The organism is Luteimonas aquatica (assembly GCF_022662575.1).
Taxonomy (GTDB): domain Bacteria; phylum Pseudomonadota; class Gammaproteobacteria; order Xanthomonadales; family Xanthomonadaceae; genus Luteimonas; species Luteimonas aquatica.
Genome location: NZ_JALBFU010000003.1, coordinates 67,133 through 88,086 on the forward strand (window position 1 = coordinate 67,133; position 20,954 = coordinate 88,086).

20 protein-coding genes are annotated in these 20,954 nt (G+C 71.3%); 5 read left to right on the forward strand and 15 right to left on the reverse strand.

The window, feature by feature from the left end; translation table 11 throughout:
- Nucleotides 1–16: 16 nt before the first annotated feature.
- The 4 genes from rfbD to rfbB form a co-directional block, all read right to left on the reverse strand.
- Nucleotides 17–913 (reverse strand): dTDP-4-dehydrorhamnose reductase, encoded by an 897-nt coding sequence (gene rfbD / locus MD221_RS09090; protein ID WP_242110723.1) that lies wholly within the window; start codon nucleotides 911–913, stop codon nucleotides 17–19.
- Complete coding sequence (gene rfbC, locus MD221_RS09095; protein WP_242110724.1) at nucleotides 910–1,482, reverse strand: dTDP-4-dehydrorhamnose 3,5-epimerase; 573 nt, start codon at nucleotides 1,480–1,482, stop codon at nucleotides 910–912. Before rfbC ends, rfbD begins: the two co-directional genes overlap by 4 nt.
- On the reverse strand, nucleotides 1,479–2,366 hold the full coding sequence (gene rfbA / locus MD221_RS09100; RefSeq protein ID WP_242110725.1) for a glucose-1-phosphate thymidylyltransferase RfbA: 888 nt from the start codon (nucleotides 2,364–2,366) through the stop codon (nucleotides 1,479–1,481). The genes rfbC and rfbA overlap by 4 nt, the downstream gene beginning before the upstream one ends.
- A 69-nt stretch (nucleotides 2,367–2,435) precedes the next feature.
- Nucleotides 2,436–3,491, reverse strand: a complete 1,056-nt coding sequence (gene rfbB / locus MD221_RS09105; protein WP_242110726.1) for a dTDP-glucose 4,6-dehydratase — start codon at nucleotides 3,489–3,491, stop codon at nucleotides 2,436–2,438.
- Between the two features lie 577 nt (nucleotides 3,492–4,068).
- On the opposite strand from rfbB, the gene MD221_RS09110 reads away from it, so the two are divergent.
- Together MD221_RS09110 and MD221_RS09115 are read left to right on the forward strand one after the other, a co-directional pair.
- Nucleotides 4,069–4,680 carry a TetR/AcrR family transcriptional regulator gene (locus MD221_RS09110; protein ID WP_242110727.1) on the forward strand — a complete coding sequence of 204 codons (612 nt, stop codon included), beginning with the start codon at nucleotides 4,069–4,071 and terminating at the stop codon, nucleotides 4,678–4,680.
- Between the two features lie 130 nt (nucleotides 4,681–4,810).
- Complete coding sequence (locus tag MD221_RS09115; protein ID WP_242110728.1) at nucleotides 4,811–6,130, forward strand: MFS transporter; 1,320 nt, start codon at nucleotides 4,811–4,813, stop codon at nucleotides 6,128–6,130.
- 103 nt (nucleotides 6,131–6,233) lie between these two features.
- On the opposite strand, the gene MD221_RS09120 is transcribed toward MD221_RS09115, so the two are convergent.
- Nucleotides 6,234–6,710, reverse strand: coding sequence for a single-stranded DNA-binding protein (locus MD221_RS09120; RefSeq protein WP_242110729.1), 477 nt, complete (start codon nucleotides 6,708–6,710; stop codon nucleotides 6,234–6,236).
- A gap of 184 nt (nucleotides 6,711–6,894) precedes the next feature.
- Here MD221_RS09120 and MD221_RS09125 point away from each other — a divergent pair, with 184 nt between their 5' ends.
- Nucleotides 6,895–7,890 carry a polyprenyl synthetase family protein gene (locus MD221_RS09125; protein WP_242110730.1) on the forward strand — a complete coding sequence of 332 codons (996 nt, stop codon included), beginning with the start codon at nucleotides 6,895–6,897 and terminating at the stop codon, nucleotides 7,888–7,890.
- A gap of 51 nt (nucleotides 7,891–7,941) precedes the next feature.
- On the opposite strand, the gene MD221_RS09130 is transcribed toward MD221_RS09125, so the two are convergent.
- The 5 genes from MD221_RS09130 to MD221_RS09150 form a co-directional block, all read right to left on the reverse strand.
- The gene (locus MD221_RS09130; RefSeq protein ID WP_242110731.1) at nucleotides 7,942–8,715 is read right to left on the reverse strand and encodes a dienelactone hydrolase family protein; all 774 of its coding nucleotides are present in this window, start codon (nucleotides 8,713–8,715) and stop codon (nucleotides 7,942–7,944) included.
- A 116-nt stretch (nucleotides 8,716–8,831) separates the two neighbouring features.
- The gene (gene murD, locus MD221_RS09135; RefSeq protein ID WP_425602240.1) at nucleotides 8,832–10,325 is read right to left on the reverse strand and encodes a UDP-N-acetylmuramoyl-L-alanine--D-glutamate ligase; all 1,494 of its coding nucleotides are present in this window, start codon (nucleotides 10,323–10,325) and stop codon (nucleotides 8,832–8,834) included.
- Nucleotides 10,306–11,694 (reverse strand): UDP-N-acetyl-alpha-D-muramoyl-L-alanyl-L-glutamate epimerase, encoded by a 1,389-nt coding sequence (gene murL, locus MD221_RS09140; RefSeq protein ID WP_242110732.1) that lies wholly within the window; start codon nucleotides 11,692–11,694, stop codon nucleotides 10,306–10,308. Before murL ends, murD begins: the two co-directional genes overlap by 20 nt.
- Nucleotides 11,691–12,167 carry a hypothetical protein gene (locus MD221_RS09145; protein ID WP_242110733.1) on the reverse strand — a complete coding sequence of 159 codons (477 nt, stop codon included), beginning with the start codon at nucleotides 12,165–12,167 and terminating at the stop codon, nucleotides 11,691–11,693. The genes murL and MD221_RS09145 overlap by 4 nt, the downstream gene beginning before the upstream one ends.
- On the reverse strand, nucleotides 12,164–14,845 hold the full coding sequence (locus MD221_RS09150) for a bifunctional aspartate kinase/diaminopimelate decarboxylase (RefSeq protein ID WP_242110734.1): 2,682 nt from the start codon (nucleotides 14,843–14,845) through the stop codon (nucleotides 12,164–12,166). Before MD221_RS09150 ends, MD221_RS09145 begins: the two co-directional genes overlap by 4 nt.
- Before the next feature lie 121 nt (nucleotides 14,846–14,966).
- On the opposite strand from MD221_RS09150, the gene MD221_RS09155 reads away from it, so the two are divergent.
- Nucleotides 14,967–15,857, forward strand: a complete 891-nt coding sequence (locus tag MD221_RS09155) for a PhzF family phenazine biosynthesis protein (protein WP_242110735.1) — start codon at nucleotides 14,967–14,969, stop codon at nucleotides 15,855–15,857.
- A 48-nt stretch (nucleotides 15,858–15,905) separates the two neighbouring features.
- Here MD221_RS09155 and MD221_RS09160 read toward each other — a convergent pair whose 3' ends face one another.
- Together MD221_RS09160 and MD221_RS09165 are read right to left on the reverse strand one after the other, a co-directional pair.
- Nucleotides 15,906–16,928, reverse strand: a complete 1,023-nt coding sequence (locus MD221_RS09160; protein WP_242110736.1) for a 2-dehydropantoate 2-reductase — start codon at nucleotides 16,926–16,928, stop codon at nucleotides 15,906–15,908.
- Nucleotide 16,929: 1 nt separating this feature from the next.
- A complete protein-coding gene (locus MD221_RS09165; RefSeq protein ID WP_242110737.1) occupies nucleotides 16,930–17,829 on the reverse strand; it encodes a bile acid:sodium symporter family protein in 900 nt (299 codons plus the stop codon).
- A gap of 168 nt (nucleotides 17,830–17,997) precedes the next feature.
- On the opposite strand from MD221_RS09165, the gene MD221_RS09170 reads away from it, so the two are divergent.
- Nucleotides 17,998–18,744 (forward strand): SDR family oxidoreductase, encoded by a 747-nt coding sequence (locus MD221_RS09170; RefSeq protein WP_242110738.1) that lies wholly within the window; start codon nucleotides 17,998–18,000, stop codon nucleotides 18,742–18,744.
- A 73-nt stretch (nucleotides 18,745–18,817) separates the two neighbouring features.
- On the opposite strand, the gene MD221_RS09175 is transcribed toward MD221_RS09170, so the two are convergent.
- The 3 genes from MD221_RS09175 to MD221_RS09185 all read right to left on the reverse strand — a co-directional run bounded on the left by MD221_RS09175 (nucleotide 18,818) and on the right by MD221_RS09185 (nucleotide 20,764).
- A complete protein-coding gene (locus MD221_RS09175) occupies nucleotides 18,818–19,519 on the reverse strand; it encodes a glycine zipper 2TM domain-containing protein (protein WP_242110739.1) in 702 nt (233 codons plus the stop codon).
- Between the two features lie 116 nt (nucleotides 19,520–19,635).
- A complete protein-coding gene (locus tag MD221_RS09180) occupies nucleotides 19,636–20,307 on the reverse strand; it encodes an alpha/beta hydrolase (RefSeq protein ID WP_242110753.1) in 672 nt (223 codons plus the stop codon).
- Between the two features lie 22 nt (nucleotides 20,308–20,329).
- The gene (locus MD221_RS09185) at nucleotides 20,330–20,764 is read right to left on the reverse strand and encodes an OsmC family protein (protein WP_242110756.1); all 435 of its coding nucleotides are present in this window, start codon (nucleotides 20,762–20,764) and stop codon (nucleotides 20,330–20,332) included.
- Nucleotides 20,765–20,954 lie beyond the last annotated feature (190 nt).

Here is a 20,954-nt window from a genome sequence, read left to right on the forward strand (position 1 = left end):
CAGGGCGATTCTAATGTCAGCGGGGGGCCAGGTCACCCATGACCCGGGCCAGGTCCTGCTGCCACTGCGGCAATTGCAGGGTGAGCGCGCTTTCCAGCGGCGCGCATTCCAGGCGCGAATAGGCCGGGCGCCGGGCCGGCGTCGGATACTCGGCCGTGGCGATCGGCGTGACCGTCGGGGCCTTGCCGAGCATGCCCGCCGCGGCCGCGCCGGCCACGATGGCCTCGGCGAAACCGTGCCAGGTCGTTTCCCCGGCGGCGGTGAGGTGGTGCACGCCCTGGAAGGACGGCCGCGCCAGCGCGCGGGCGGTGACGTCGGCGATCAGCACCGCGGACGTCGGCGTGCCGACCTGGTCGGCGACCACGCGCAGCTCGTCGCGCTCCTTGGCCAGGCGCAGCATGGTCAGCAGGAAATTCTTGCCGTGCGCGGCATAGACCCAAGCCGTGCGCAGGATCAGGTGCCGCGCGCCGCTGGTCTGGATCGCCTGTTCGCCGGCGAGCTTGCTGGCGCCGTACACGCCCAGCGGCGAGGTCGGATCGTCCTCGCGATACGGACGCGTGGCGGTGCCGTCGAAAACGTAGTCGGTGGAGTAATGCACCAGCGGCAGGCCGCGCCGCGCGCAGGCCGCGGCGATCGCGCCGGGCGCCTGCGCGTTGGCGCGGAAGGCCGCCTCGGCATCCTGCTCGGCGCGATCGACGGCCGTGTAGGCGGCGGCGTTGACCACCACGTCCGGCTCTACGCGGTCGACGATGGCCGCAAGTTCGGCGGGACGGTCGAAATCGGCCGCCTCGCAGCGTCCGCCCCCGGGCAATTCGCCGCTGCGCGTGGTGGCCACGACCTCGCCGAGCGGCGCCAGGCTGCGGCGCAGCTCGGTTCCGACCTGCCCGTTGGCGCCGAACAGCAGGATCTTCAAGGCACGGCCTGCGCGGGCTGGTAGAGCGGCAGGCGCGCCTCGGGCACGTCCGCCAGCAGCGGCGCGCGCGTGTCCTTCTCCGACAGGATCGGCTCGGCCACCGGCCAATCGATCGCCAGCTGTGCGTCGTTCCAGCGCACGCCGGCGTCGGCCTCGCGGTCGTAGGTCTCGGTGCACAGGTAGGTGAAGGTGGCGTGCTCGCTGAGCACGGCGAAACCGTGCGCGAAGCCCTCGGGAATCCAGAAGTGGCGGCGGTTCTCGCCGCTGAGCAGCACCGCGGTCCACTTGCCGAAGTGCGGCGAGCCGCGGCGGATGTCGACAGCCACGTCCCAGACCTCGCCTTCCAGCACCGACACGTACTTGCCCTGCGGCTTCGGCCATTGGTAGTGCAGGCCGCGCAGCACGCCGCGCGCCGAACGCGAGACGTTGCCCTGCACGAAACTGGGCGTCAGGCCGTGCGCGGCCAGCTTGTCGCGGTTGAAGGATTCGAAGAAGTAGCCGCGGTCGTCGCCGAACACCTGCGGTTCGATCACCACGCAGCCCGGCAGGTCGGTCTCGATGATCTTCACGGCACGAACCCGCGCTCGGCCAAGCTGAGCAGGTATTGGCCGTAGCCGTTCTTGGCCAGGGCGCCGCCCAGCTTTTCGAGTTGCGCGGCGTCGATCCAGCCGTTGTTCCAGGCGATCTCCTCCGGGCAGCACACGCGCAGGCCCTGCCGCGCCTCGATGGTCTCGATGTAGTTGGAGGCTTCCAGCAGCGACTGGTGCGTGCCGGTATCGAGCCAGGCATAGCCGCGGCCCAGCTGTTCCAGGTGCAGCTGGTCCTGGTCGAGATAGCAGCGGTTGAGGTCGGTGATCTCCAGCTCGCCGCGCGGCGAGGGCTTGAGGCCGGCGGCGAAATCGCTGGCGCGTCCGTCGTAGAAGTACAGGCCGGTGACCGCGTAGTTGGAGCGCGGCTTGGCCGGCTTCTCCTCCAGGCCGACGACCTTGCCGCCGCCGTCGAATTCGGCCACGCCGTAGCGCTCCGGATCCTTCACCCAGTAGCCGAACACGGTCGCGCCCAGGTCGCGCGCGTCCGCGCGCTTGAGCAGCGCGCTCAGTCCGGGGCCGTGGAAGATGTTGTCGCCGAGCACCAGGCAGCTGGGCTTGCCGTCAACGAACTCGCGGCCGATCAGGTACGCCTGCGCCAGCCCGTCCGGGCTCGGCTGCACCGCGTACTCGATGCGCATTCCCCAGCGCGAACCGTCTCCGAGCAGCGCCTTGAACAGCTGCTGCTCGTGGGGGGTGTTGATGATCAGGACTTCGCGAATGCCCGCCAGCATCAGCACGCTCAGCGGGTAGTAGATCATCGGCTTGTCGTAGACCGGCAAGAGCTGCTTGCTGATCGACTGGGTGATCGGATACAGACGCGTACCCGAGCCGCCCGCCAGAATGATGCCTTTGCGTTCAGTCATAGATGACCCTTGAGATCGGACGTTGTCCAGTGGGTTTTCGCCGCGGACGCGCGCCGCGGCGCGGCGGTCTCACGCGGCGTTGCCGATGCGCTCCAGGCGATAGCTGCCGTCCAGCACGCGGCGCACCCAGGCCTGGTTGCCCAGGTACCAGTCGACCGTGTCGGCGATGCCCTGCTCGAAGCTGTGCGCCGGCGTCCAGCCCAGCTCGCCCTTGAGCTTGGAGGCGTCGATGGCGTAGCGGCGGTCGTGGCCCGGACGGTCCTTCACGTAGGTGATCTGGGAATTGCGCGGCTTGCCGTCCTCGCGCGGCCGGCGCTCGTCGAGCAGCGCGCAGATCGCGTTCACCACTTCGATGTTCTGCCGCTCGGCGTCGCCGCCGACGTTGTAGGTCTCGCCGACGCGGCCGCGCTCGAGCACCGCGCGGATCGCCGAGCAGTGGTCGCCCACGTACAGCCAGTCGCGCACGTTCTTGCCGTCGCCGTAGATCGGCAGCGGCTCGCCGGCGATGGCCTTGGCGATGACCAGCGGGATGAGCTTCTCCGGGAACTGGTAGGGACCGTAGTTGTTCGAGCAGTTGGTGGTCAGCGTGGGCAGCCCGTAGGTGTGGTGGAAGGCGCGGACCAGGTGGTCGGATGCGGCCTTCGACGCCGAATACGGCGAGTTCGGCGCATAGGCCGTGGTCTCGGTGAACTTGCCGTCGTCGCCGAGCGATCCGTACACCTCGTCGGTGGACACGTGCAGGAAGCGGAAGCCCGCGGCCGCCTCGCCCTGCAGCGACTTCCAGTAGTCGCGCGCGGCCTCGAGCAGGGCCAGGGTGCCGACGACATTGGTCTGCACGAAGGCGCCCGGGCCGTCGATGGAGCGGTCGACGTGGCTCTCGGCGGCGAAATTGACCACCGCGTCCGGGCGGCGCTCGGCCAGGATCCGCGAGACCAGGGCCCGGTCGCCGATGTCGCCCTGGACGAAGCTGTAGCCGGGGTGGCCGTCGAGCGAGGCAAGCGTGTCGCGATTGCCGGCATAGGTGAGCGCGTCGAGATTGACGATCTCGACGCCCTCGGCAACCGCTTTCAGGACGAAGTTGCCGCCGATGAACCCGGCGCCGCCGGTGACCAGCCAAGTTGGCATGTAGGAGAGCTCCTCGAAGTGGTGCGAACCCAGCCGATGCGGCCGGCGCAAGAGCCTGAACCGCTTCAGTGACGAAGGCCGGGCCAGGACAAAGCCGGAATTGTACATGCCGCAACCTGGATGCCCGGTGTGCGCAAGCGCACGGCGCGCTGTCCGGAAACCGTTTCCATCCAGGCCCGCCTCCTCGCCGGTGCGGCTCGCATCGCGACACGAAGCGATCGGCGGGCGTCGCGCCATCGCCCGCGCGAACGGTCCGCAATGGCGCCCGGCGGCGCCTGCCCGCGGTCATCCCGAAGGGCCGGTGCCGCCTTGCGCCGCCGTGCGATGCCGGGCCGATCCGGCCGATCCGGCCGATCCGCCGTCGCCCGGCCCCGGGCAGGCGCGCCCCGAAATTCGACGCCCAGCCGAACTGTATCCAATTGATTTTCAAGGAAAATTCATCGCTTGTCAGGTGCCCGGATGACGCGCAATATGCGCAAGTCGCCGCTCGGCGACAATTTCGCCTTTTTCGCGCAGACATCCGGACATCGCGACGGTCCGGACGGCGCACCCGTACCAGCCAGCGGCGCATATCCCGATGCACACCAACCCAGGCGCGAATCGACCGCCCGTCGACAAATTCCAGGCTCGCCGCATCGAGCTGGCGGAAGCGGCATTGGAAACCCTGGGCGAGCTCGGCTACGCCCGCACCAGCCTGCGCGAGATCGCGCAGAAGTCGGAATTCACCCACGGCGTGCTCCACTACTACTTCGCCGACAAGCACGACCTGATCAACTGCAGTATCCGCCACTACAAGTCCAAGTGCATCACCCGCTACGACGGCCTGCTCGCCACCGCCCGGACGCAGGAGGAACTGCTGCAGGGCTTCCTCGACAAGCTCGCCGAGACCCTGCGCGCCGAACCGCGCATGCACTGCCTGTGGTACGACCTGCGCGCGCAGGCCCTGTTCGAGAACGCCTTCCGCGCCGACGTGGCGGAGATCGACCGCCGCCTGGAGGCGATGACCTGGCGCGTGTTCAGCCGCTATGCGGAGCTCGGCGGCCAGCAGCCGACGCTCGGTTCGGCCGCGCTGTACGCGCTGCTCGACGGGCTGTTCCAGCAGTGCCTGTTCCGGCATGTCTCCAACGATCCGCAGGCGATCCCCGACCTGCTGCGGGAACTGCGGCGCCTGCTGCCGATGCTAGGCTGAATCGCCGCCGCGTCCTGGTCCGGACCGGCCGCCGCGCGGCGCCGGACACTTCCCTGGCCGCCGTCGGGGCGCGGTGCACGTTCGCCCCATCCTCTTCCCGCCGATCGCCCGCATGCAACGTACGCCTCCGATGCCCCAGCACGCCCCCGTCGACATCGCGGCGGTGGTCGACGGCCATCGCATCGGCGCGTTCCAGCTCGGCCTGTTCGCGCTCTGCGGCCTGTGCCTGATCGTCGACGGCTTCGACGTGCAGGCGATGGGCTACGTCGCGCCGGCGATCGTTCGCGACTGGGGCATCGACAAGGCCAGCCTCGGCCCGGTGTTCGGTGCTGGGCTGTTCGGCATGCTGGTCGGCTCGATGGCCTTCAGCATGCTGGCCGACCGCATCGGGCGGCGCCCGGTGCTGATCGGCGCCACCGCCTTTTTCGGCATCTGCATGCTGGCCACGCCGCTGGCCCGCAACGTGCAGCAGCTGCTGGCGCTGCGCTTCGTCACCGGGCTGGGGCTGGGCTGCATCATGCCCAACGCCATGGCGTTGGCCGGCGAATTCAGTCCGGCGCGCGTCAAGGCCTCGGTGATGATGATCGTCTCCTGCGGCTTCACGCTCGGCGCGATCCTCGGCGGCCTGCTGTCCGCGGCGCTGATTCCCGCTTTCGGCTGGCAGTCGGTGTTCCATGTCGGCGGCGCGGTGCCGCTGCTGATCGCCGCGGCGATGCTGGTCTTGCTGCCGGAGTCGATGCAATTCCTGGCGCTGCGCGGTACGCGCCCCGAACGCATCGCCGCCAGCCTGAGACGCATCGCGCCGGCGCTCGCGCTCGGCCCCGGCACGCGCTACCTCGCGCCGGGCGAAGGATCGGATCTCGCCGCGCCGATGCTGCGGCTGTTCCAGGACGGCAGGGCCAGGGGCACGCTGCTGTTGTGGGCGATCAACTTCATGAACCTGATCAACCTGTATTTCCTCTCCAACTGGCTGCCGACGCTGATCGACGAGGCCGGCCATGCGCCGACCTACGCCGTGCTCGCCGGCACGATGCTGCAGGTGGGCGGCGCCGTCGGCACGCTGACCCTCGGCTGGGTCATCGACCGCAAGGGATTCGCGCCGGTGCTGGTGCCCTGCTTCCTGCTGGCCGCACTGGCGATCGCGCTGATCGGCCAGGCCGCCGGCACCCTGGGCGCGGCGTTCGCGGCGATCTTCGTCGCCGGCTTCTGCATCGTCGGCGGCCAGCCGGCGGTCAATGCCCTGGCGGCGAGCTACTACCCCACGCCGATCCGCTCCACCGGCATCGGCTGGAGCCTGGGCGTCGGCCGCATCGGCTCGATCCTCGGCCCGGTGGCCGGCGGCCTGCTGATCGGGCTGCAATGGTCCTCGGCTTCGCTGTTCCTGGCGGCGGCGGTGCCGGCCGCGGTGTCGGCGGCGCTGATGTGGGCGATGCGCGGCCGCGCACGCTAGGACGGCTCGCGCGGGCGCAAAAAGAAACGGCGGGGAGCGAACTCCCCGCCATTTGCGGATGCGCGCGCGGCCGAGGCCGGCGGATGTCCGCTCGAAGCGACGATCAGAACGGAATGTCGTCGTCGGAGAAATCGTCCATCGGCGGCGCCGACTGCTGCGACGGCGCCGGACGGCGCTGCTGCTGCGGCGCGGACTCCTGGCGCTGCGGCCGCGACATGCGCTCGCCGCCGCCACCGCCGCCTTCGCCGCGGCCGCCCAGCATCTGCATCTCGTCGGCGATGATGTCGGTGGAATACTTCTCCACGCCGTCCTGGCCGGTGTACTTGTCGTAGCGGATCGAGCCCTCCACGTACACCTGCGAGCCCTTGCGCAGGTATTCGCCGGCGATCTCGCCGAGCTTGCCGAAGAACACCACGCGGTGCCATTCGGTGCGCTCCTGGGTGTTCCCGTCCCGATCCTTGCGGACCGAGGTGGTCGCCAGGCTGATGCGGGTGACGGCCATGCCACCCTGCGTGTACTTGGTGTCGGGATCGTTGCCGAGGTTGCCGACCAGAATGACTTTGTTGATGCCACGGGCCATCGAAGTTCCTTGGATTTCGCCTGAACGGGCGAGCAGTCTGCGATTATAAGCGCTCGCGGGGCATAGGCCCCCGCCCTGCCCGCGGGTCGGGAAATCCCCCACCAAGGCATGCCCGGGCGCCCGGCGGCATGGGCCGGCGGCGACGGGGCTTCGTATAATCGCCGTTCGCCTTCCTGGACCCCGCATGCACGCCACCGCCAGCCCGCAGCAGCTCGATTTCGCCGCCATCCAGGCCCTCGCCCGGGCCGACATGGCCGCCGTCGACGCGCTGATCCGCCGCCGCCTCGCCTCGGACGTGGTGCTGGTCAACCAGATCGGCGAGCACATCGTCGCCGCCGGCGGCAAACGGCTGCGGCCGATGCTGCTGTTGCTGGCCGCGCGCGCGCTCGGCCACCAGGGCGCCGACGCGCACCAGCTGGCGGCGGTGATCGAGTTCATCCATACCGCCACGCTGCTGCACGACGACGTGGTCGACGAGTCCGACCTGCGCCGTGGCCGCAAGACCGCCAACGCCCTGTGGGGCAATGCGCCGAGCGTGCTGGTCGGCGACTTCCTGTATTCGCGCAGCTTCCAGTTGATGGTGGAACTGGACCGCGTCGAGGTGATGCGCATCCTCGCCGACACCACCAACGCCATCGCCGAGGGCGAGGTGCTGCAGCTGCTGCACGTGCGCAACCCCGACACCGACGAGCCGGCCTACCTGCGCGTGATCGAGCGCAAGACCGCCGTGCTGTTCGCCGCCGCCACGCGCCTGGGAGCGCTGCTGGCCGGCGCCGACGCCGACGCCCAGCAGCGGCTGCACGACTACGGCCTGAACCTCGGCTACGCCTTCCAGATCGCCGACGACGTGCTCGACTACAGCGCCGACGAGTCCGCGCTGGGCAAGCACCTGGGCGACGACCTGGCCGAAGGCAAGGCCACCCTGCCGCTGATCCACGCCATGGCGCATTCCGACGCCGGCACGCGTGGGCGGCTGCGCGAAATCGTGGAGAACGGCGAGATCGACGCGCTGCCGGAGGTGGTCGCGGCGATCCGCGCGCAGGGCAGCCTGGACTACAGCCTCGAGCGCGCCCGCGCGTACGCGCAGGCCGCCGAGCGCGCGCTGGGCGCAGGGCCCGGCAACGAGGCCGCCGCCGCGCTGCGCGGGCTGGCGCGCTACGCGGTCGAACGCGGGCACTGAGCCCCGCGCCCGGCCACCGCGGCGCGGGAAGCCCCCGCGCCGCCGCCCGGCTCAGTCGCCGAAGCGTTCCTCGAAGAAGTCGTCCATCATCCTGTAGGCGCGCTTGGCGGCGCGCGCGTCGTACATGCAGCCCGGCTTGTTCGCCGTTTCCAGGGCGAAGCAATGCACGGCGCCGCTGAAGTTGACGAACTGCCAGTCGGCGCCGGCCGCGGTCATCTCCTTCTCGAAATCGGCGACGTAGGGCGCGGTGCTCTCGTCGGCGGCGCCGTTGAGGACCAGCAGCGGCGTCTTCACCGATTCGGTCTTCGGGCCGTAGGCCTGCAGGCCGCCGTGGAAGGTGACGATGCCGGCGAGCTGCGCGCCGCTGCGCGCCAGCTCCAGCACCGTGGCGCCGCCGAAGCAGTAGCCGAAGGCGCCGATCCTGTTCGCGTCGAGCGGGGCCTTGCCGGCCTGCGACTTCAGCACTTCGACCGCCTGGGCGATGCGCGCGCGCAGCGTCGGAATGTCGGCATAGAGCTTCTTCACCTGCGCCAGCGCGGCCTTGTCGTCCTTCGGGCGCACTTTCTTGCCGTACATGTCCACGACCAGGATCACGTAGTCGTCGTCGGCGACCTGCTTGGCCTTGTCGATCGCGGCCGGGGTGACGCCATACCAGTCGGGCACCATCACCAGGCCCGGGCGCGGGTCCCTGGACGCGTCGTCGTAGACCAGCACGCCGCTGAAGGCCTGTTTCCCGACCTTCCAGGCCACCGGCTTGGCCTGCATGGCGGCGAAGGCCGGGACGGACAGCAGGGAAAGGAGCAAAGCGGTAACGATGCGACGCATGGGGACCTCCGTGATCGGATGGGGGCGGAAGCGCTCGGCGTTCCGCGCCGCCGCAAGGCGGGCCTGGATTGTAGGGCGACGGCGGCGCGCTTGTCGTGACGCAGGCGGCGTCGCGCTCAGGGCGCGATGCCCAGCCCCGGGATCGCGGTGATCGCCTCCGGCGAGAACCCGGCCAGCTGCGCGAAGTGGCGGCCGCGCTCGGTGAAATCGCGATACACGCCGTAGCTGGGCGCCCCCGGCGACATCAGCACCACGCCCTCGCCCGCCAGGGCGCCCCGCGCGAGCGCGAGCGCCTCCTCGAGATCCCTGGCCGCATGCAGGGCGAAGCCCGCCTCGCGCGCCGGCGCCTCCAGCAAGGCATGGATGCGGCCGCCGTTTTGATGCGGCACTCCATGGCCCATGGTGACGATGGCCACGGGCGTGGCGCATGCGGGGCCGGGAGGCTGCCCCGCCTCGCGCGGCCTGTTCGACAAGGCCTCGGCGAAGTCCGTCCAGTCCAGGCCGCGGTCGTGGCCGCCCACCAGCAGCGCCACGCGGCGGCCGCGGAACACCTCCAGCGCCGCCAAGCTGGCGTGCGGCGTGGTGCTGATCGAATCGTTGACGTAGACGATGCCCTCGCGCACGCCCAGCGTCTGCAGCCGGTGCGGCAGCGGCGCGAACGAGGCCGCATGCGGTGCCAGCGCCGCCGCGTCCAGGCCGAGCGCCTCAACGGCGGTGAGCACCGCGCACAGGTTGCCGCGATTGTGCCGGCCCGGCAGCGGAATCGACGCGGTATCGAGCACCCGCGCATCGCCCCGGTACAGCAGGTCGCCGCGCAGGTGCCAGCCGTCCTCGCGCCCGAACCAGCGCACCTGCGAATCGCCCGGCAGGCGCGCGCCCAGCCCCGCCAGCCGGCGGTCCGCGGCGTTGAGCACGGCCACGTGCGGCCTGGCTTCGCTGACCAGCGCGAGCTTGTCCTCGACGTAGCGCGCCTCGCTGCCGTGCCAGTCCAGGTGCTCGGGGAAAATGTTGGTGACCACGGCGACCTTCGGCCGCACGCCCGAGGCGGCGACGTCGCGGGTCTGGTAGCTCGACAGCTCCACCGCCCAGAACTCGGCCTCGGCGTCGAGCAGTTCCAGCAGCGGCAGGCCGATGTTGCCGCACAGCGCGGTGCGGTGGCCGCCAGCGCGCAGCAGGTGCGCCAGCAGCGCCGTCGTGGTGCTCTTGCCCTTGGTGCCGGTGACGCAGACGGTGTTGGCGTCGGGCCGCTCGGCGAACCACAGCGCGGTGCCGCCGACGAAACGCGTGCCCTCGTGCGCGGCGGCCAGCGCCTCCGGCCTGTACGGGCTGATGCCGGGCGACTTGATCACGACGTCGAACGCGCCCAGGCGGCCGGCGCTGGCCTCGGTCTCCACCGACAATGCCGCGTCGCCGAGCGCGTGCGCATCGGCCGCCTCGTCGCCGCCACAAAACAGCGTCAGCGGCAGCGCGGGCAGCCGCGCGCGGATCGCGCGGTAGGCGGCGCGGCCCTCGCGCCCCCAGCCCCAGAGCGCGACGTGGCGGCCGTCCAGGCGCCGGATGCCGAAGTCCCCGTCCGCCGGGGACTCGCCGTCAGGGTGCGAATCGTGCACGCAGCTGGCTCCATGCGGCGGCCGGGATGCGATGCTCGGCGGGTGCGCCGTCGCGCGGCCCGGCGTCGATCTCCAGCAGCGGCTCGATCGCCAGTTCGGCGGCATCGAGCTGCGGGCGGATCTCGCGGCGGAAGCGCTCGATCACGGCGTCCTCCCGCCACTCGGGGCGCTCGGCCAGCGCCGCCATCGCCGCGCGCGATTCGCGTCCCTCGCCCACGCATTCGAAGGGCTTGTGGTCCTGGTATTCGAGCAGCGCGTCGTAGCCGCCGATCTGCGCCGGGTCGTCGAGCAGGTTGCGGCCGAAGATGCCGACCAGGCGCGGCTTGGGCATGAACGGCGCCAGCGCCAGGAACACGAAATGGCATTTCGGGCATACGCCGCACCAGCGGCTGGTCGGGCGCTCGCCGAGCAGGTGGAAATTGCGGTTGCAGCTGGAGAAGTGCGCGTCGTAGCGGTCGCTCCTGGCGAACTGCCGCGCCACCGCCAGCTCGCTCAGCGGCCGCAGCAGCGAGTAGTACTGCAGGTCGGCGGCGACGCGGCGCTGCACATGCGCGCCGAAATCGCGCTCGAAGGCCCAGCCCTTCGACCACTGGTGGTTCACCTCGCCGCTCCCCTCGATCAGGCTGCCGTAGCTGGCCGAGCGTTCGTTGGAGAACACCACCTGGTCCAGGCCGAGCAGCACCGCGGCGAACACCATGATCGCCGAGTTGATCGCCGTCACCGGGATATGGCCGTTCCAGGCACCCTGGCGGTTGTACTCGAACAGCTCCGGCGCCAGCTGGCGGCCGAGATTGAGCGTCGGCAGCCCGGTGCGCTCGGCGCAGGCCCGGATCAGCTGCGAACCGCCGACCCAGGTGACGGTCTGCGCGATGTCCAGCGCGCGCAGCGCCTCGATCGAGACCAGCGAATCCTTGCCGCCGCCGATGGCCACCAGGGCGTGCCGGCGCAGCCCCAGCGCGGGCGCCAACGCGTCGGCCGCGAGCGCGGCCTCGGCCGGGAACCTGATGCGTCCATGCAGGTTCAGCCCGTTGCGGTAGGCGAACTCGCCCAGGCCGTTGACGTAGATCTCCTCCATCAGCGCCGCGGTACCGGCATCGATGCCGTAGCCCTCGATGCGGATCTCGCCGGGAATCGCCGCCTTGTAGTAGCTCACGCCGGCGATCAGGTGCAGCAGGCGCAGCGCCTGCTCCGCGGCGCGCGCGCGCGCCGCGTCCAGAACGAACGGGGCGCCGGGGACGGTGACGGTCTCGACCAGTTCCGGGCCGTCGTCGAACGCGTAGACCAGACGCGCGACGCCGCTGTGCGCGTCGAACTCGCAGCGCACGAAACGGAAGGCGCGAATCGCGTCCCGCTGGAATTCCTGATTCACAACGCCGCTCCCTGGGGCTGCCCGATACGAATAGACCTTGAAACTGCTTTCATCACGATAAATTCCGCAAGGCATGCCGGGACGATCGTGATGATTGCCCCGACTTCCGCCACCTGCATACCGACGAAGGACGCGCCAGCAACGGCATTTATGTCGACCGCCTCATTGCTCAGGGCAGTTTTCAGCAGAAAAACAACAACGATCAATATCAAAAACACGGGATAGGCACCGGCAACGATCATTAGAGACTGCCCAAGAGGCGATTGCCGCCAGAACGCCGCGGTACGGGAAAACAGCCAGGCGCAGATCGAAACAGATGCAGTCGCGACAAGCACCAGGGCACCGGGAACTCCGATATCCCGAGGAAACCGCATCTCGATCCCAAGAAATGCAAAGCAGGCCAACATGCCGAGACCGGACACCGCGAATGCGGCCAGGGCGCTGCCGCCAACCAGAATCGCTTTCGGCATCATCCCAAAACATCCTCTGCCGGCAGCGCGCGCAGGTTGTAGGTGTTGGCCATGACGAAGCCGTAGGCGCCGGCGTCGGCGATCAGCAGCACGTCGCCCTCGCCGGTGTCGGCCGGCAGCGGCCGCTGCACGCCGAGCACGTCGCTGGATTCGCAGATCGGGCCGACCACGTCGAACAGCTGCTGCGGCTGCGACGGTTCGCCGAGCCGGCTGAGGTTGTGCACGCCGTGATAGGCGTCGTACAGCGCCGGGCGCATCAGGGTGTGCATGCCGGCGTCGAGGCCGACGCGGCGCACGCCCTGCTTCTCGACCACCTGGGTGACACGCGCCAGCAGCACGCCGCATTCGGCCACCAGGTAGCGCCCCGGCTCGATCGCCAGGCGGTAGCGCGGATAGGCCGCCTTGATCTCCGCCAGGCCCGCCGCCCAGGCCTCGAGGTCGAAGGGCTCGGCGTCGGGCTTGTACGGAATCGGCAGGCCGCCGCCGATGTCGATGGTGTCGACGGTGCCGATGCCGTCGGCGAAGCCGGCCAGCTCGGCATAGACCTCGCGCCAGTGCGAGGGCGCGAGGATGCCGCTGCCCAGGTGGGCATGGATGCCGGTGATGCGCGCATCGAGCTTGCGCGCCTCCTCGACGAAGGCGTCGAAGGCCGACAGCGGCAGGCCGAACTTGGAGGCGGCGCCGCCGGTGACCACCTTGGCGTGGTGGCCGTCGCCGCGCCCCAGGTCGATGCGCAGCCACAGGTCGCGGCCGCGGAACAGCTCCGGCCAGTGGCGCAGCGCCTCGAGGTTGTCGACGGTGACGGTGATGCCGCGCGCGAACGCGGCCTCGTACTCGCCGCGCGGGGCGAAGCTCGGCGTGAACAGCACGCGCGCCGGATCCAGTTCCGGCAGCACGGAGAACACGTGCTCGACCTCGCCGCGCGAGACGCATTCCAGGCCGAAGCCGTCGGCGACCAGGGCGCGCAGCAGTTCCGGCCGCGCGTTGGCCTTGATGGCGAAGAAGCGGCGGTCGATGGCCTCCACCCCGTTGAGCGCCGCCGCGCGCGCGCGCAGGGTCGGCAGGTGGTAGACGTAGCCCGGCGTGCCGGCTTCGGCGCAGGCGAGCAGGCGCTCGCGCTCGCCCTGCCACCACTGCGCGGCGCGTTCGGGCTTGCCGTGGGCGATCTCGCGCCAGCTGGGGCCGAACACGCCGGCGTCCTGCACCGGCATCGCGCCGCTCTCGATCAGCTCGGCGTGCAGCACCGGCAGCAGGCCGTCGGCGTCGGCCTCGTCGATGACGAAGGTCAGGTTCAAGTCGTTGGAGGACTGCGAGATCAGGTGCACGCGCTCCTGCCCGAACGTGGCCCAGATGTCCGAGAGCTTGTGCAGCAGCGAGCGCATGCCGCGCCCCACCAGGGTGATCGCCGCGCACGGCGCGATCACCTTGACGCGGCAGATCTCGGCCAGGTCGTCGGACAGGCGCGCCAGCACGTCGGTGCTGACCAGGTTCTCGCTCGGATCGAGCGAGACGGTGACGTTGGTTTCCGAGGAGCCGATCAGGTCGACCGACAGCCCGTGGCGCTTGAAGCGCTCGAACACCTCGGCGAGGAAGCCGACCTGCTGCCACATGCCGACGGTTTCCATCGACACCAGCACGATGCCGTTGCGGCGGCTGATCGCCTTCACCCCGGGCACCGTGACGGCGCCGCCGTCGATGCTGGTACCCGGCAGGTCGGGGCGCTCGGTGTCGAGGATCGCCATCGGCACCTGGCCGTCGCGGCAGGGCTTGATCGAGCGCGGATGCAGCACCTTGGCGCCGGTGGTGGCGATTTCCTGCGCCTCGGCGTAGTCCAGGCGGGTGAGCAGGCGCGCGTCGGGCACCTCGCGCGGGTTGGCGCTGAACATGCCGGGCACGTCGGTCCAGATCTCCACGCGCCGCGCGCCGAGCAGCGCGCCGAAGTACGCGGCCGAGGTGTCGGAGCCGCCGCGACCGAGGATCGCGGTGCCGCCGTCACTATGGCGGGCAATGAAGCCCTGGGTGAGCAGCAATCGCGCCGGCTGCGCGCCGAACCGCGCGCGCCAGTCGGCGTCGGACTCGCGCCGGCAGTTCACCGACAGCCGCGAGGCCCAGGCGCTCTGGTTCGGCAGGGCCACGGCGTCGAGCCAGTCGCGCGCGTCGCACCAGCCGAAATCCAGGCCCTGCGCGCACAGGTAGGCGGCGCCGAGCGTGGAGGACAGCAGTTCGCCCTGCCCCAGCACCTCGGCCTGCCAGTCGAGCGAACGCGCGGCCGCGCGCGGGTCGTGCAGCAATGCCCGCAGGCCCGCCAGCCGTTCGCCCAGCGCGGCGTCGGCGTCGAGGCCGAGCTCGCCGGCGAAGGCCTTGTGGCGCTCGATCAGCGCGTCCACGCGCGCGGCGCGGTCGGCGGCGCCGTCGGCGGACGCTCCCTGTGCGATCGCGGTCAATTCGTTGGTCACGCCCGACAGCGCCGACACCACCACCACCACCCGGGCCTGGTGGTCCTCGGCGCGCTGTTTCGCCAGGCGGCCGATGGTGTCCCAGCGATGGCGGCGCGACACCGAGGTGCCGCCGAATTTCAGCACGACCCAGCGGTCTATGGGAGCGGGGTCCGCGAAGGAGGAGGTCGTCGGCTCGGAGGCGAGCGGACCGGTGCGAGGCGCTCGCGTTGGGGTGGTGGGCATCGACAGGAGGGAGTTGAGTAGAATGCGCTGGATAGGATCGGGTCTTTCGCGCCCGCGCCCGGCTTGCCTGACGCGATCGTCCGATTCTAAAGCAGATGCTCCGAGCGAAGGTACGACCGAGATGACCCGCCGCCGCTACCTTCAACTCGACGTCTTCGCCAGCCGTCCCGGCGCCGGCAATCCGCTGGCCGTGGTCCTCGACGCCGAGGGCCTGGACGAGGCGCAGATGCAGGCCATCGCGCGCTGGACGCGGCTGCCGGAAACCACCTTCGTGCTGCCGCCGGTCTCGGTCGACGCCGACTACCGCCTGCGCATCTTCAGCCCGCGCCGCGAGGTGCCCTTCGCCGGGCATCCGAGCGTGGGCACCGCGCACGCGGTGCTGGAGGCGGGACTGGCGAGGCCGCGCGAGGGCCTGCTGGTGCAGGACGGGGTCGCCGGCAAGCTGCCGCTGCGCGTGGCCGGCGACGGGCAACGGCGCACCATCGCCGTGCGCACGCCGCGCGCGCAAGTGGGCGAGATCGCCTCCGCCGACGACCCGCGCCTGCGCCAGGCGCTGCAGGGACTGCCGCTGGGCGCGCTGCCGCCGGTGCTGATGAACGGCGGGCGCCGCTGGTGGCTGGTGGAACTGGCCGACGAGGCCGCGCTGCGCGCCGCCGCCCCCGACTGGGCCGCGATCGCCAGGCTCGCCGCCGACACCGAGAGCATGGGGCTGTGCGTGTTCGCGCGCAGCCGCGATCCGGTCTACTACCTGGCGGTGCGCGCCTGGGTCGGCGCGCCGTCGCAGTTCGAGGACGCCGCCTCCGGTGCCGCCAACGCCACGCTGGCGGCCTGGCTGGCCTCGCAGGGCGCGCTGCCCGGCAGCGGCGGCCACTACCGCATCAGCCAGGGCCGCGAGGTCGGCCACGACGCCATCATCGAGCTGCTGGTCGACGGCCAGGGCGAGGTCTGGTCCGGGGGACGGGTGGTCACCGTGGTGGACGGCCATCTGGACTGGAGCGGCGAGCGCGACTAGCGCATTCGGTCCGCGACGCGCTCGATCCCGCCCGTCGCCGCACTGCGTTCACGGCGCGCGCAGCCGTTGCAGCAGCGCTTCTCCCCGCCAATCGCGCGCCCCGCCCCGCTCGGCTTCGCGCACCAGCGCCAGCAGCCGCGCGTTCACCGGCGCGGCGGCGCCGAGCGTATCGGCCAGGCGCACTACTTCGCCGTTGAGCCAGGCCACCTCGGTCTCGCGTCCTGCCTGCAGGTCTTCCCACATCGACGAGCGGGCCAGCGGGTCGATGCGCAGCATGCGGCCGAACAGCACCCGGAACGGCGCGTCCGGCCATTCGAGCACCGCGGGAATCCAGTGCGGCGGCAACGGCGTCAGCCTGGCCGGGCGAATCCCCGCCCTCCTCAGCAAACCGAGCGCCTCGCGCTGCGCCAGCGCCAGGCAGCGCCGATAGGCGCGCTGCGACAGCTCCTCGCGCAGCGGCCGTCCCGACAGCGCGTTCACCGCATTGTTGAGATTGAGCAGCAGCTTGGCCCATTGCACCGCGCGCATGTCCCGGTATTGCCGCAGCGGCAGCCCGGCTTCCGCGAACAGCGGCAGGACCGGCGCCAGCGCGGGATGGCGCGCCACCGCGAGTTCGCCCTCGCTGCCCTGGTGGAACGCGCCGCCTCCGCCCTGCACCACGTTGAACGGCACCATGCCGGTGAGCACCGTGCACGCGGGCAGGGCCGCGCGCAGGATCTCGTCGTTGCCCAGGCCGTTCTGCAGGCTGATCACCGTCGTCCCGGGCCGCAGCGCCGCGGCCAGCGCGCGGCCGGCCTCGGCGGTGGCCGCGGCCTTCACCGTGACCAGCACCAGATCGGCCGCCGCGGCGGCCTGCGGCGTCTCGCGGAAAGCCACCGACGCGCCGGGAACGTGCAGCTCCAGACCGCGGTAGTCGCTCAGGCGCAGGCCATGCGCGGCGATCTCGCGCGCCAGGCGTGCCCGCCCCACGAACTCGACCTCGGCGCCAGAGGCCAGCAGGCGCCCGCCGACGTAGCAGCCGACGCTGCCGGCGCCGAAGACGCAGATGCGAATGCCCGCGCCGGCCGCCACCTCAGGAAGCGCCCGCCACCGTGGCCGTCCTGGCCTCCTCGCGCGCCACCGCGCGGCGGCCGAGCACGACCATCGCCAGCGCCGGCAGGTACATCAGCAGTCCGTAGACGGCGCCGGGCATGGCGATCTGCGGCGATTGCAGCAGGCTCAGCGCGATCACGATCGCCAGCGTGCTGTTCTGCACGCCGACCTCCATGCCGATGGTGATCGCATCGCGCAGGGCGAGCCCGCAGGCGCGGCCGAGCAGGAAGCCGAGGCCGACCGCGGCGCAGCACAGCGTCAGCGCGGCCGGGCCGAGCTGCGCCAGCCAGGCCGGCAGCCGCTCGCGCTCGGAAACGGCGATGGCGACGATCAGCAGCAGCAGGAAGCCCAGCGAGAAGCGGCTGACCCAGGGCTCCACGCGCTGCGCGAAGCCGGGCGCGAAACGCCGGATCGCCATGCCCAGCAGGACCGGCGCCAGCACCAGCGCCGCCAGGTGCAGGACGGTCTGGCCGACCGGCAGGCGGATCTCGCGCGCCTGCCCGCCGAACGCCTGCAGCGCCAGGTTCACCAGCAGCGGCACACTGAGGAAGGTGACCAGGGCGCTGATCACCGTGAGCGTGACCGCCAGCGCGACGTTGCCGCGCGCCAGGAAGGTCAGCGCGTTGGAGGTGCTGCCGCTGGGACAGGCGGCCACCAGCACCAGCCCCACCGCCAGCTCGGGCGACATCGGAAACAGCGAGGCCACGGCGAAGCCCAGCCCGGGCAGCAGCAGGTAATGCCCCAGCACGCCCACCCACACCGGCTTGGGATGTTCGGCGATGCGGCGGAAATCGCCGCCGCGCAAGGTCAGGCCGATGCCGCACATGATCACGGCGATCGCGATCGGCAGCGCGAGCTTGATCAGCGGATTGTCCTGCACGCTCCCTCCCCGGCGGCGTGGCGGCGACGCCGCCGCTCTTGACCAGGCCGCCCTCGACCCAGGCCGATCCTAACCCGGATCGGCGCGGCGCTAGGCCACCCGGCGTTCTCGCCCCCCCGACGCCCCGCCCCCCGTACTATCCCCTTCCCTCCGCAGCAGGCAGCCACGATGCGCAAGACCATCCTGATCACCGGCGCCAGCTCCGGCCTCGGTGCCGGCCTGGCCCGCGAGTTCGCCCGCCGCGGCCGCCACCTGGCGCTGTGCGCGCGCCGCGTCGAGCGGCTGGAGGCGCTCAAGGCCGAACTGGAAGCCGCGCACCCGGATATCCGCGTCTCGGTGCGCGCGCTCGACGTCGGCCGCTACGAGGACGTGTTCACCGTGTTCCGCGACTTCGCCGCCGAGTTCGGCGCGCTGGACCGGGTGATCGTCAACGCCGGCATGGGCAAGGGCGCCTCGCTCGGCACCGGCTATTTCCACGCCAACCGCGCCACCGCCGAAACCAACTTCGTGGCCGCGCTGGCGCAGTGCGAGGCGGCGCTGGAGATCTTCCGCGCGCAGAACGCCGGGCATCTGGTCACCGTCGCCTCGATCAGCGCCCTGCGCGGCATGCCGCGCGCGATGACCGTGTACGGGGCCACCAAGGCCGGGCTGGCGGCGCTGAGCGAAGGCATTCGCTCCGACCTGCACGCCACGCCGATCCGCGTCACCACGCTGTTCCCCGGCTATATCCGTTCGGAAATCAACGAGAAGCTCAAGCGCACGCCCTTCATCGTCGACACCGGCACCGGCTGCCGCCTGCTGGCCGCGGCCATCGAACGCGAGCCGGCGAAGGCCTACGTGCCGTGGTGGCCCTGGGCGCCGCTGGGCTTCCTGATCAAGCGGCTGCCGCTGGGCCTGGTGCGACGCATCACCTGATCGGCCGTCGCGGCCGCAAAAAAAGCAAGGGCCCCGCGGGCCCTTGCTTCGTTCCGGGACGACGTCGCGCCGGTCACTCGGCGCGCACGTCCACGCGCACGCGGATGCGGTCGCCGGGGTGGTAGTTGGTGCGGGTGGTGTAGCGGCGCCCGGCGTACTCGTAGGTGACGTCGTAGGCGGCCACGCGCGAGGTGTCGACGCGGTAGTAGTCGCCGTCGCTGGGCACCGGATCGCAGACCGTGACCTCGGCGCGGCGCGGCGGCTGGCGATTGCGCTGGTTGCTGTCGTAGACGCCGCGTCCGGCCATGCCGCCGACCATCGAGCCGACCGCCGCGGTGGCGTAGCGCGCCGAGCCGCCGCCGACCTGGCTGCCGATCGCCGCGCCGAGGATGCCGCCGATCACGGTGGCGACGTTGCGCCCGGTCTCGGAGCCGCGGCTGTAGCGGTCGTCGCGATAGCCGTCGTCGCGGTAGCCATCGTTGCGGTAACCGTCGTTGCGATAGTCGTCGTAGCCGTCGTTGCTGGTGTAGTAGCCGTCCTGGCGGGTGCGGCAGCGCTGGCGCTGCGAGGCCGGATAGCCGGACTCGATCACCGGGTCCACGCGCACCACGCGCGCGTAGTCGTATTGGGAGTCGCCGGCGTTGCCGTAGCGGTCCACGGTCGGCTGCGGGTAGTAGTCGCCGTCGCGGTAATAGCCGTCGCCGGATTGCGCGGACGCGGTCCCGACCGCGGCGGCGAGGCCCAGGGCGAGGAACGAGGTCGCAAGACGCTTCATGACGGTCGGCTCCAGCCGCGTGGGTAAACGCCCGATCGGCGCGCGACCACCGTAGGGGCGCGGCGGTAACGCCGTGCTGAATCGAAAGCGTTTCCAACGCGGCGCGGCGACGGCGTTTAGCGCGCCGACAGCCATCGCCCGGCCTGCGCCGCGATCGCGGCGGCCTCGCGCCCCAGCAGCGGCGCGACGTGGCCGTCCACCGGACAGCGCCGCAACTGCGCGTCCCAGGCCTGCGCCCATGCCGCGCCGATCGCCGGCGGCACGTCCTCGTCGCGCTCGGACACCAGGATCAGCACCGGACAGGACGGCGCGTCCACCGCGATCCCGGCGTAGGCGGCGCGCAGCACAGCGCCGCTCTCGTCGCGCCAGCGGCGAAAGGCGTAGAGCGCCGAGGTGTCGTCGGCGTCCGGCAGCGCGCGCCGGGTCGAGGCCAGCCGCGCTTCGCACCGCCACGGCACCACCTCCGGCCAGTCGCGCACCGGCAAGCGCGCATGCCAGGGCGCAGGCGGCAGCGCATTGATCAGGACCAGCGCATCGGCCCGGTCGGCGCAGGCCGAGGCCAGCAATCCGCCGAGGCTGGCGCCGATCAGCGCGCGCGGACGCGGCAGCGCCAGCAGCCGCTCGCGCACCTGCGCGAGGTAGTCCTCCAGGCCGGTGGCGGCCAGGCCGCGCGGATGCGGCAGCAGGTCGAAGTCGTGCGCGCACACGCCGGCTGCCTCCAGCGCCCCGCGCCAGACGTTCCACTCCCAGCCCCCTCCGCCCGCGCCGTGCACGCACAGCGCGGACATGCCGGGAGCGGGAATCTCGCCCTCAGGCAAGCAGCTCGGCTTCCAGCGTGATCGGTACCGCCGACAGCGCCTTGGAGACCGGACAGTTCTGCTTGGCGTCGTCGGCGATGGCGCGGAACCTGGCCTCGTCGATGCCCGGCACCTTGGCCTGGGTCTTGAGGCGGATCGCGCTCAGCGTGGGACCGCCTTCCATCGACAGGTCGACCTCGGCCTGGGTGTCCAGCGCCTGCGGCGGATGGCCGGCCTCGGTGAGCTTGGCCGACAGCGCCATGGTGAAACAGCCCGCGTGCGCGGCGGCGATCAATTCCTCGGGATTGGTGCCCTTCGCGTCGCCGAAGCGGCTGTTGAAGCCGTAAAGGGTGTTGTCGAGCAGGCCGCTCTGCGGCGTGCTGAGACTGCCCTGGCCCGATTTGAGATCGCCTTCCCAGTGTGCGGCGGCCTTGCGCGAGATGCCCATGTGGATGCTCCGTGAGTGTGGGGGAACGGAGCGCCCAGCATATCGCCGGGCGCGTTACGGAAGCGTCCGCCATCCTCGCCGACGCCGATTGCTGCGGCGCAACGGGACGCTGCGTTTGCGGGCGCGGTATGGTGCCTGTCCGCCATGGCCGCCCGCCAAGCGCGTCATGCGTGTCCCTCCGCAAGAGCCC

Coding starts and splice junctions, on each gene's coding strand:
- MD221_RS09180 (WP_242110753.1), bottom strand. CDS start 20,307: ATGTCCGCGCTGTGCGTGCACGGCGCGGGCGGAGGGGGCTGGGAGTGG.
- MD221_RS09125 (WP_242110730.1), top strand. CDS start 6,895: ATGCACGCCACCGCCAGCCCGCAGCAGCTCGATTTCGCCGCCATCCAG.
- MD221_RS09130 (WP_242110731.1), bottom strand. CDS start 8,715: ATGCGTCGCATCGTTACCGCTTTGCTCCTTTCCCTGCTGTCCGTCCCG.
- MD221_RS09170 (WP_242110738.1), top strand. CDS start 17,998: ATGCGCAAGACCATCCTGATCACCGGCGCCAGCTCCGGCCTCGGTGCC.
- MD221_RS09175 (WP_242110739.1), bottom strand. CDS start 19,519: ATGAAGCGTCTTGCGACCTCGTTCCTCGCCCTGGGCCTCGCCGCCGCG.
- MD221_RS09115 (WP_242110728.1), top strand. CDS start 4,811: ATGCCCCAGCACGCCCCCGTCGACATCGCGGCGGTGGTCGACGGCCAT.
- MD221_RS09155 (WP_242110735.1), top strand. CDS start 14,967: ATGACCCGCCGCCGCTACCTTCAACTCGACGTCTTCGCCAGCCGTCCC.
- MD221_RS09120 (WP_242110729.1), bottom strand. CDS start 6,710: ATGGCCCGTGGCATCAACAAAGTCATTCTGGTCGGCAACCTCGGCAAC.
- rfbB (WP_242110726.1), bottom strand. CDS start 3,491: ATGCCAACTTGGCTGGTCACCGGCGGCGCCGGGTTCATCGGCGGCAAC.
- MD221_RS09110 (WP_242110727.1), top strand. CDS start 4,069: ATGCACACCAACCCAGGCGCGAATCGACCGCCCGTCGACAAATTCCAG.
- MD221_RS09185 (WP_242110756.1), bottom strand. CDS start 20,764: ATGGGCATCTCGCGCAAGGCCGCCGCACACTGGGAAGGCGATCTCAAA.
- rfbA (WP_242110725.1), bottom strand. CDS start 2,366: ATGACTGAACGCAAAGGCATCATTCTGGCGGGCGGCTCGGGTACGCGT.
- MD221_RS09145 (WP_242110733.1), bottom strand. CDS start 12,167: ATGATGCCGAAAGCGATTCTGGTTGGCGGCAGCGCCCTGGCCGCATTC.
- MD221_RS09150 (WP_242110734.1), bottom strand. CDS start 14,845: ATGCCCACCACCCCAACGCGAGCGCCTCGCACCGGTCCGCTCGCCTCC.